The organism is Pseudonocardia sp. McavD-2-B (assembly GCF_024124365.1).
Classification (GTDB): domain Bacteria; phylum Actinomycetota; class Actinomycetes; order Mycobacteriales; family Pseudonocardiaceae; genus Pseudonocardia; species Pseudonocardia alni.
In genome coordinates this window covers 1-9,474 of record NZ_JAMXSG010000238.1, presented here as the reverse complement: position 1 = coordinate 9,474, position 9,474 = coordinate 1, and the positions used below count along the sequence as shown (strand labels likewise).

The 9,474-nt window shown below is 74.3% G+C and carries 9 protein-coding genes and 1 pseudogene; 7 read left to right on the top strand and 3 right to left on the bottom strand.

All coding sequences use genetic code 11. The features are described 5' to 3' along the window. Positions 1-464, bottom strand: a pseudogene (locus tag NH602_RS23935) (cobalamin-binding protein); the annotation flags it as partial. Between the two features lie 54 nt (positions 465-518). Here NH602_RS23935 and pgm point away from each other — a divergent pair. The 3 genes from pgm (at position 519) to NH602_RS23920 (ending at position 3,748) form a co-directional block, all read left to right on the top strand. After that, entirely contained in the window at positions 519-2,174 is a 1,656-nt protein-coding gene (gene pgm, locus NH602_RS23930) for a phosphoglucomutase (alpha-D-glucose-1,6-bisphosphate-dependent) (protein WP_073574943.1), read from the top strand. Next, the gene (ppgK, locus tag NH602_RS23925; RefSeq protein ID WP_179759904.1) at positions 2,171-2,920 is read left to right on the top strand and encodes a polyphosphate--glucose phosphotransferase; all 750 of its coding nucleotides are present in this window, start codon (positions 2,171-2,173) and stop codon (positions 2,918-2,920) included. Before pgm ends, ppgK begins: the two co-directional genes overlap by 4 nt. A gap of 204 nt (positions 2,921-3,124) precedes the next feature. Then, the gene (locus tag NH602_RS23920) at positions 3,125-3,748 is read left to right on the top strand and encodes a TetR/AcrR family transcriptional regulator (RefSeq protein ID WP_179759905.1); all 624 of its coding nucleotides are present in this window, start codon (positions 3,125-3,127) and stop codon (positions 3,746-3,748) included. 12 nt (positions 3,749-3,760) lie between these two features. Here NH602_RS23920 and NH602_RS23915 read toward each other — a convergent pair whose 3' ends face one another. Next, positions 3,761-4,306, bottom strand: a complete 546-nt coding sequence (locus NH602_RS23915; protein ID WP_062402989.1) for a dihydrofolate reductase family protein — start codon at positions 4,304-4,306, stop codon at positions 3,761-3,763. 80 nt (positions 4,307-4,386) lie between these two features. Further along, positions 4,387-5,868: a mannitol dehydrogenase family protein gene (locus NH602_RS23910; RefSeq protein ID WP_179759906.1), complete on the bottom strand. Its 1,482-nt coding sequence runs from the start codon at positions 5,866-5,868 to the stop codon at positions 4,387-4,389. 206 nt (positions 5,869-6,074) lie between these two features. Here NH602_RS23910 and NH602_RS23905 point away from each other — a divergent pair, with 206 nt between their 5' ends. The 4 genes from NH602_RS23905 to NH602_RS23890 are packed head-to-tail and all read left to right on the top strand — an operon-like array spanning position 6,075 to position 9,313. Further along, complete coding sequence (locus NH602_RS23905; RefSeq protein ID WP_073574947.1) at positions 6,075-6,992, top strand: TetR/AcrR family transcriptional regulator; 918 nt, start codon at positions 6,075-6,077, stop codon at positions 6,990-6,992. After that, on the top strand, positions 6,989-7,882 hold the full coding sequence (locus tag NH602_RS23900) for a 3-keto-5-aminohexanoate cleavage protein (protein WP_073574948.1): 894 nt from the start codon (positions 6,989-6,991) through the stop codon (positions 7,880-7,882). Before NH602_RS23905 ends, NH602_RS23900 begins: the two co-directional genes overlap by 4 nt. Continuing rightward, on the top strand, positions 7,875-8,843 hold the full coding sequence (locus NH602_RS23895) for a 3-hydroxyacyl-CoA dehydrogenase NAD-binding domain-containing protein (RefSeq protein WP_179759907.1): 969 nt from the start codon (positions 7,875-7,877) through the stop codon (positions 8,841-8,843). Before NH602_RS23900 ends, NH602_RS23895 begins: the two co-directional genes overlap by 8 nt. Continuing rightward, complete coding sequence (locus tag NH602_RS23890; protein WP_253068963.1) at positions 8,840-9,313, top strand: thioesterase family protein; 474 nt, start codon at positions 8,840-8,842, stop codon at positions 9,311-9,313. The genes NH602_RS23895 and NH602_RS23890 overlap by 4 nt, the downstream gene beginning before the upstream one ends. Positions 9,314-9,474: the final 161 nt, after the last annotated feature.

Here is a 9,474-nt window from a genome sequence, read left to right as displayed (position 1 = left end):
AGGCGCGCCGACAGGCCCGCGACCAGCGCGGCGGCCCGGTCCGGCACCCCGGCCGCGGCGCCGACCGCGGTCACCGCGTCGAGCACGTCGGCCAGCCGGTGCGGGTCCAGCGACAGCACCCGGGCCCGGGTCCCCAGCTCCTCCTGCACCTGCGCGACGGTCGAGCCGGGCAGCGCGCACACCGCGCACAGGTCCTGGGTGAGGATCAGCTCCGGGTCGGCGGCGCCGAGCCGGGCGCGGTGGACCTCGTAGAGCGGCAGCCCGGCCGCGGCCCGCTCGCGGACGACGGCGTCGATCTCCCCCGGCGACGCGGCGGGCGGCAGCGCGGAGCCGACGACCACCGGCACCCGGTCCCGGACGCCCACCGGGTCGTCGCACTCGAAGGTGACGCCGACCAGGTCGGCGGCCAGGCCGAGCCGCCCGGCGATCTCGGTCCCGGCAGGGAGCAACGACGCGATCCGCACACCGCGGAACGGTAGGCGGTGGCGTGGGCCGCGGCGAGGAGGAAGGATCGCGGCATGACCGTGCACGAGCGCGCCGGGACCCCGGCCCGCCCCGAGGACCTCGTCGACGTCGACGCGCTGCTGGCCGCGTACGCCGCGACCCACCCCGACCCGTCGGTCGACGTGCAACGGGTCGCGTTCGGCACGTCGGGGCACCGCGGGTCGGCGTTCACCGCGACCTTCAACGACGACCACATCGCCGCCACCAGCCAGGCGATCGTCGAGTACCGGGCCGCGCAGGGCACCGACGGCCCGCTGTTCCTCGGGCGCGACAGCCACGCGCTGTCCGAGCCGGCCTGGCGCACCGCGGCCGAGGTGTTCGCCGCCAACGGCGTCGACGTCGTCGTCGACTCCCGGGACGGGCTGACCCCGACCCCGGCGATCTCGCACGCGATCCTCGTGACCAACGCCGGGCGCGACGTCCGGCACCTCGCCGACGGCGTGGTCGTCACCCCGTCGCACAACCCGCCCGCCGACGGTGGCTTCAAGTACAACCCGCCGGACGGCGGCCCCGCCGGCACCGAGGCGACGTCCTGGATCGCCGACCGGGCCAACCAGCTGCTCGAGAGCGGGCTCACGGAGGTGCGCCGCGCCCGGTTCGACGCCGCCGCCGCGCACCGCTACGACTACCTCGGCACCTACGTCGACCAGCTCGACCAGGTGCTCGACATGGCCGCGGTCCGCGACGCCGGCGTCACCATCGGCGCGGACCCGCTCGGCGGGGCCTCGGTCGACTACTGGGGCGTGATCGCGCAGCGCTGGGGCCTGGACCTGACCGTGGTGAACCCCGACGTCGACCCGGCCTTCGGGTTCATGACCCTGGACTGGGACGGGAAGATCCGGATGGACTGCAGCTCGCCGTACGCGATGGCGTCGCTGCGCGCCCGGATGGAGGCCGACCCGGCCCCCTTCACCATCGCCACCGGCAACGACGCCGACGCCGACCGGCACGGCATCGTCACCGCCGACGGCGGCCTGATGAACCCGAACCACTACCTCGCCGTCGCGATCGGTTACCTGTTCGCCCACCGCCCCGGCTGGCCGGCGGCCGCCGGGATCGGCAAGACCGCGGTCAGCTCGTCGATGATCGACCGGGTCGCCGGTGACCTCGGCCGCAGGCTGGTCGAGGTGCCCGTCGGGTTCAAGTGGTTCGTTCCCGGCCTGCGCTCGGGGGAGATCGGCTTCGGCGGCGAGGAGAGCGCGGGCGCGTCGTTCCTGCGCCGCGACGGCTCGCCCTGGAGCACCGACAAGGACGGCCTGCTGCTCGCCCTGCTGGCCTCGGAGATCACCGCGGTCACCGGGTCGACCCCCAGCGAGCACTACGCCCGGCTCACCGAGCGGTTCGGCGCCCCCGCCTACGCCCGCACCGACGTCGCCTGTTCCCGGGAGGACAAGGCGGCGCTGTCGAAGCTGGACGCCGACGCCGTCACCGCCACCGAGCTCGCCGGGGACGCGATCACCGCGAAGCTCACCCGCGCCCCGGGCAACGACGCCGCGATCGGCGGGCTGAAGGTCGTCACCGACGCCGGGTGGTTCGCCGCCCGCCCGTCGGGCACCGAGGACGTGTACAAGGTCTACGCCGAGAGCTTCCGAGGGCCGGAGCACCTGACGCGCGTCCAGGACGAGGCGCGCGGCGTGGTCGCGGCGGCCCTGGAAGGATCGGGGGCGTGAGCAGCACGCACGCACTCGGGTTCGGTATCGACATCGGCGGCTCCGGCATCAAGGGCGCCCCGGTGGACCTGCACAAGGGCCGGCTGGCCGCGGACCGGGTGCGGATCCCGACGCCGCAGCCGTCCACCCCGGAGGCGGTCGCCGAGACCGTCACGCAGATCCTCGACGAGTTCGACTGGCGGGACTCCTTCGGCTGCACGTTCCCGGCCGTCGTCCAGCACGGCGTGACCCGCACCGCGGCCAACGTGGACCGGGCCTGGATCGACTGCGACGCCGCCGCGGTCCTGCGCCGGGTCACCGGCCGGGACGCGCTGCTGGTCAACGACGCCGACGCCGCCGGCGTCGCCGAGGCCGAGTTCGGCGCGGCCGCCGACCACCATCACGGGCTCGTGCTCGTCGTGACCCTCGGGACCGGCATCGGGTCGGCGCTGGTCAACCACGGGAAGCTGGTGCCCAACACCGAGTTCGGGCACCTAGAGATCGACGGGTTCGACGCCGAGTCACGCGCCGCGGACTCCGCCCGCGAGCGCGAGGACCTGGACTGGGAGGAGTGGGGCGGGCGGCTGCAGCGCTACTTCACCCACGTCGAGAACCTGCTGTGGCCGGACCTGATCGTGGTCGGCGGCGGGGTGAGCAAGAAGTTCGAGAAGTGGTCGCCCTACGTGCGGACCCGCACCGAGCTCGTCCCGGCCGGGCTGCTCAACGAGGCCGGGATCATCGGGGCAGCGCTGCTGGCGCACGGCTGACCGGGTCCCCCGGCGCCGGCGCGGCGGCCGCTCCGGTTCCCGCGCCTTCTCCTGTGACACGCGTCCTCCGTCCGGGTTTGCGTCATGCAATAGTTTGCGGTGCTCACGAATGTACGAGCACACTGCAGTGACTGCACGACTGCACTCCCCGCACGTTTCGAGGGTGCGAGCCGCGCCGGGACCGGCGGGAGAGGTGGGACGGGCATGATCGGCGAGATGCTGACCGACCAGGAGGCGCACTGCCACGGGCTGCGGGAGCGTAAGAAGGTGCGGACCCGCCAGGCGCTGCGCGCAGCGGCCCTGGAACGCGCGCGCACCCAGGGCCCGGACGCGTTCACCGTCGAGGAGATCTGCGCCGACGTCGACCTCGCGCCGCGCACGTTCTTCAACCACTTCCCGTCGAAGGACGCGGTGCTCTTCGACTGGGACACCGCCTCCCTCGACGAGCTCGCCGCCGAGGTCCGCGCCCGGACCGAGGTCTCCCCGCTCGGGGCGGCGACGGCGGTGCTCGCCGAGGTCACCGTGGCACTGACGACCAGCCCGACCTGGCACGGGCAGATGGAGCTGCTGCGCGCCCACCCCGAGCTGCACCCGCGGATCGCCCACGTCGGGCGGACCGTGGAGCAGACCGTCGCGCAGGCGCTCGCCGAGCGCGACGGCGCCGACACCCCCGCGAGGAACCACCGGCTCGCCGCGGCCGGTGCGATGGCGGTGATGCAGGTCGCCGTCGCCGGCTGGCTGGCCGACCCGGCGGGCCCGCCGGCCCGCCGGGTCTACGGCGACGTGCTGGCGGCCGCCCGGGAGGCTTTCGCGGCCCTGCCGGACTGAGCGCGCTCGGACTCAGGTGAGCGGCGGACCGTAGGTCAGCCGGACCACGCCGTTCTCGTAGGCCTCGGACTCGCGCAGCCGCAGCGGCACCCGCGCGCCCTCGGCGAACAGCCGCAGCCCGGCCCCGAGCGACACCGGGTAGACGAACAGGTTGAGCGTGTCGACCAGGCCGTCGGCGAGCAGCGCACGGACCAGGGTGACGCTCCCGGAGACGTAGATGCCGCCGTCGGTCGCGTCCTTGAGCTGCCGGATCCGCGCCGGGTCGTACGGGCCGAGCACCCGGGAGTTCTCCCACTCCAACGGGTCGGCCAGGGTGGAGGTGACGACGTGCTTGGGCGCGCCGTTGAAGAACGCGCCGCCGGACTCGACGTCGTGCCCGCGGGCCGACCATGCCGGGTGGAACATCTCGTAGGTGTTCCGGCCGAGCAGGATCGCCGCGTCGGTCAGCCGGCCGATCGCCTCCCCCATCGCGTCGGTGAAGCCGTACTCCGCCGTCCAGGACGGGTCGGAGACGACCCCGTCGAGGCTGATGAACTCGTGCACGTCGATCGTGCCCACTGTGGTCTCCCGGGGTCGAGGCGAGGGGTCATCGGCTACGACCGCAGACGTGTGGGGAACTCATCGGTTCCCCCTGCCGGTCACGCGAGGTCGGCGACGGTCGCCGCGGCGCCGCGGGACCACAGCGACTCCAGCGCCGACCGGAACGCTCCGGCGAACCGCTCGTCGGAGCCGAGGTCGCCGAACACCCCGCGGTGGGACAGGAACGACCCCGGGGTGTCCCGCTCGGCCCGCGCGAGCGCGGTCATCTCCTCCGCCAGGCGGTCCTGCTGGGGGATCTCCCGCCCCTGCTCGTCGGCGCCCTCGGCGTAGCGGCACCATCCGGCGACGACGGCCGCGGCCCGCTCGACCGGCCCGCCCGCGGCGAGCTGCTCGCGCACCACCGGCAGGAGGAAGATCGAGATCCGGTCGGAGCTGCCGTAGTTGATCCGCATCAGGGTGTCGGCGACGCCCGGGTTCGCGAAGCGTTCCAGCAGGGTGTCCTTGTACGCGTCGAGGTCGATGCCGGGCACCGGGCGCAGCGTCGGTGTGGCCTCGTCGTCCATGTAGCCGCGCAGGAACGCCGCGAACGTCGGGTCCTGGGCGACCTCGTGCACGTAGCGGTGCCCGGCGAGGTAGCCGAGGTAGCCCAGCGCCTGGTGGGTGGCGTTGAGCAGGCGCAGCTTCATGAACTCGTAGGGGACGACGTCGTCGACGACCTGGACCCCGACCCGCTCGAACTCCGGGCGGCCCGCGGCGAAGTGGTCCTCGAGCACCCACTGGGTGAACGGCTCGCACACGACCGGCCAGCCGTCGCGCAGCCCGAAGCGCCCGGCGAGGGCCTCGCGGTCGGTGTCGGCGGTGGCCGGGGTGATCCGGTCGACCATCGAGTTCGGGAAGGTGACCGACTCCGCGACCCAGGCGCCCAGCTCGGCGTCACGGAGCTGGGCGACGCCGGTGAACACTCGGCGGGCGACGTCGCCGTTGCCCTGCATGTTGTCGCAGCTCATGACCGTGAGCGGGCCGGTGCCGCGCTCCCGGCGGCGCGCCAGCGCCTCGACGACCAGCCCGAACGCCCCGGTCGGGGCGGAGCCGGCGGCCATCGCGTCGAGGTCGGCGCGGATGCCGGGGAAGTCCGGGTCGAACTCGCCGGTCTTCTGGTCGATCGCGTAGCCGCCCTCGGTGATCGTCAGCGAGACGATCCGGGTGTCGGGGTGCGCGATCCGCTCGATGACGGCCTCGGGGTCGTCGGGGGCGTAGAGGTAGTCGACGAGCGACCCGACGACCCGGGGCGTCAGCGTCCCGTCGGCCTCCTTGAGCACGAGTGTGTACAGCCCGTCCTGGGCGGCGAGCACGTCGCGCATCCGGTCGTCGGCGGCGAGCACACCGACCCCGCAGATCCCCCACCCCGGTGCCCCGCCCGAGGCGAGCAGCGCGTCGACGTACATCGCGAGGTGCGCGCGGTGGAAACCGCCGACGCCGATGTGGACGATCCCGCGGCCGACGGTGGCCCGGTCGTAGCCGGGGACCTCCACGCCCTCGATCCCGTCGGTCCAGATCCCGGTCTCGTCCAGCGAACGCATGGTCCCCCTCGCCACGTCCCCGGCGCCCCTCCGCGCCGTCGGATGAGAGGCCGACCCTACCGCCCACACCGTCCGACGCAAGCGCTTCCGAGAGCAGCCCCCGCGAACTGGTCGACGCACCGGAAACCTCCGGGAAACACCTCGTGTGCTCGAACGATCCGATTCGATGCTTGCGCTCATCGCAAGTCGCAGCCTACGGTCGCCCGGTGACCGACCCCTGTACCCCCCGGACCGCCGAGGACGCGGTGGCCGGGCGGGTGCGCGCCCTGCTGCAGCGGGACGGCTGGACCCAGCGCCGGTTCGCCGCCGCGGTCGGGCTGGAGGAGACCAAGCTGTCCAAGTCGCTCGCCGGGCGCCGCCGTTTCGCCGCCGACGAACTCGTCCGCATCGCCGACGTCACCGGCGAGACCGTGGCCCGGCTGCTGCACGGCCGCGACGGCGCCCGCGCCCGGACCGCGGTCCCCACCGGGGCCGCCGCCGCGGCCGCCGAGCCCGACCCGGGCCGCGAGCCCGGCGGGACCCACGGCACCCGCGGCCGGATCCTCGACGCGGCCTGGGAACTGATCGCCGACCACGGATACCACCGGGTCCGCACCGCCGACGTCGCGCGGGCGGCGGGCACCAGCCCGGCGGCGATCCACTACCACTTCCCCACCCGCTCGGAGCTGCTCGACTCCGCGCTGCGGCACAACGTGCGCCTCGCCTTCGACCGCCAGGTCGCCGAGCTCGACACGATCGCCGACCCGCACGACCGGCTGCTGCGGCTGATCGACCTCCAGCTCCCCGACGGCGCGCTGCTGGAGCGCGAGTGGTCGATCTGGATCCAGGTGTGGGCGGAGTCGGCGATCGACCCGGCCCGGCGCGATCTGTACTGGGACGCCTACGACCGCTGGTTCCGCACCGTCGCCATGACCCTCACCGAGGGCGCCGCCGCCGGGGTCTTCGTCCCCGACGCCGGTGACGCCGCCCGGCAGCTCACCGCGCTGGTCGACGGCCTGGGCATCCAGGTCATGGCGCGTACCCCCGGCACCTCCGCCGCGCAGATGCGCGCGGACCTCGCCGCCTTCATCGATCGGGCCGTGCTCGCGGCACCGGCACGCACGGAGCGAACGGAGAACGGATGAACCGTGACGTCATCATCACCTGCGCGGTGACCGGGGCCGGGGACACGGTGGGCCGCAGCCCGCACGTGCCCGTCACCCCGGCCCAGATCGCCTCGGACGCGATCGCCGCGGCCCGGGCCGGCGCCGCCGTGGTGCACATCCACGTGCGGGACCCGGAGACCGGCAGCCCGTCGCGGGCGGTGGAGCTCTACCGCGAGACCGTGACCCTGATCCGGGACTCGGGCGTCGACGTCGTGCTGAACCTGACCGCGGGTATGGGCGGTGACCTGGTGATCGACGCCGAGGACCCGCTGAAGCCGATCGACGGCACCGACCTGGTCAACGCCCTGGAGCGGCTCCCGCACGTCGAGGAGCTGCTGCCCGACATCTGCACGCTGGACTGCGGCTCGCTCAACTTCGGCGAGGGCAACCAGCTCTACATCTCCACCCCGGACATGCTGCGCACCGGCGCCAGGCGGGTCCAGGAGCTCGGTGTGAAGCCGGAGCTGGAGATCTTCGACACCGGCCAGCTGTGGTTCGCCACCGTGCTGGTCGAGGAGGGCCTGATCGACGCCCCGGCGCTGTTCCAGCTGTGCATGGGCATCCCCTACGGCGCTCCGGCCGACCCGGGCGTGCTGGCCGCGGAGGTGAACCTGCTCCCCGAGGGCGCCAACTTCGCCTCGTTCGCGATCGGGCGCGACCAGCTGCCGTGGGTGGCGCAGTCGGTGCTGGCCGGCGGGCACGCCCGCGTCGGGCTGGAGGACAACCTCTACCTCTCGCGCGGGGTGAAGGCGACCAACGAGCAGCTGACCGAGCGGGCGGTGGAGATCGTGCAGAACCTCGGTGCCTCGGTGGCGACGCCGGACCGCGCCCGGGAGATCCTCGGCCTGAAGGAGCGCACCGGTGCCTGAGCCGCGTCCCGTCACGGAGATCCGGACCGTCGCCTGCATCGGCGCCGGGGTGATCGGCGCCGGCTGGGCGGCGTACTTCCTGGCCCGCGGGCTGCGGGTCCGGGCCTGGGACCCCGCCCCGGACGCCGGGGAGAAGCTGCGCCGGGTGGTCGACGCCGCCTGGCCCGCGCTCACCGAACTGGGCCTGGCCGAGGGCGCCGACCGGGACGCGTTGTCGGTGCACCCGACCGCGGCCGAGGCCGTCGCGGGAGCGGACTTCGTGCAGGAGAGCGCCCCGGAGGACCTGGAGCTCAAGCGCGCCCTGCTGGCCGAGCTGGCCGACGCCGCCGTGGCGGCCGGGCCGGACGTGGTGGTGGCGTCGTCGACCTCGGGGTTCCCGATGACCGACATGGCGACCACCGCGGCCGAGCCGGGCCGGCTCGTCGTCGGGCACCCGTTCAACCCGCCGTACCTGATCCCGCTGGTCGAGGTCGTCGGCGGCGAGAAGACCGAGGCCTGGGCGGCGTCGCGGGCCGCGGACTTCTACCGGCACATCGGCAAGTCGGTGATCGAGATGGAGCGGGAGCTGCCCGGCTTCATCGCGAACCGGCTGCAGGAGGCGATCTGGCGCGAGGCGCTGCACATGGTCGCCGCCGGCGAGGCCACCCCCGAGGAGATCGACCGCTCGATCACCGACGGCCCGGGGCTGCGCTGGCCGGTGCACGGACCCTGCCTGACCTTCCACCTGGCCGGCGGCCAGGGCGGGATGGCGCACATGCTGGACCACTTCGGACCGTCGCTGAAGGCGCCGTGGACGCGCCTGGAGGCCCCGGAGCTGACTCCGCAGCTGCGCGACGACATGGTCGCCGGCGCCGAGGTCTCCGCCGGTGGGCGGCCGATGGCAGAGCTTGTCGCCGAGCGCGACCGGGCCGTGATCGCGGTCCGCCGGGCGGTCGCCGCGGCCCGGGGGACCGCCCGGTGAGCGCGCCGCCGGTGCACCACGACGTCGTCCGTCCCGAGTGGATCGACTACAACGGCCACCTGTCCGAGCCGTACTACGTGCTCGTGTTCGGCGACGCCACGACCGCGCTGATGGACCGGACCAGGATGGACGCCGGGTACCGCGCGGCCACCGGCCGCTCGCTGTACACCGTCGAGGCGCACGTCCGGTACCTGCGCGAGATCGGCCCGGACGCGGCGCTGGAGGTGCGGACCCGGGTCCTCGGCCGGGACGCGAAGCGGCTGCGCCTGTGGCACGAGCTGTACGTCGACGGCCGCCTGCGGGCGACCGAGGAGCTGATGTGCCTGCACGTCGGCCCGGACGGTGCCGAGCCGTTCCCCGACGACGTCGCCGCGGCCCTCGACGCCCTCCACGTGCCCGGCGAGCCCGAGCACGCGGGCCGGTCCATCGCCGCCGTCGGCCGGGGGGAGGTGCGGCGCCCCTCGACGTGATGTGCCCGAGACCGCGGCCCCGGCGCGACCGGGGCCCTCTGCGAGGAGACACGTTCATGATCAGCCCGACACCGGCGCGCGGCGGGTTCTCCCGCCGCCGCCTGCTGGGTGGAGCGGCCGGCCTCGCCGCGGCGGCCGTCCTGGCCGGCTGCGGCGGGCCG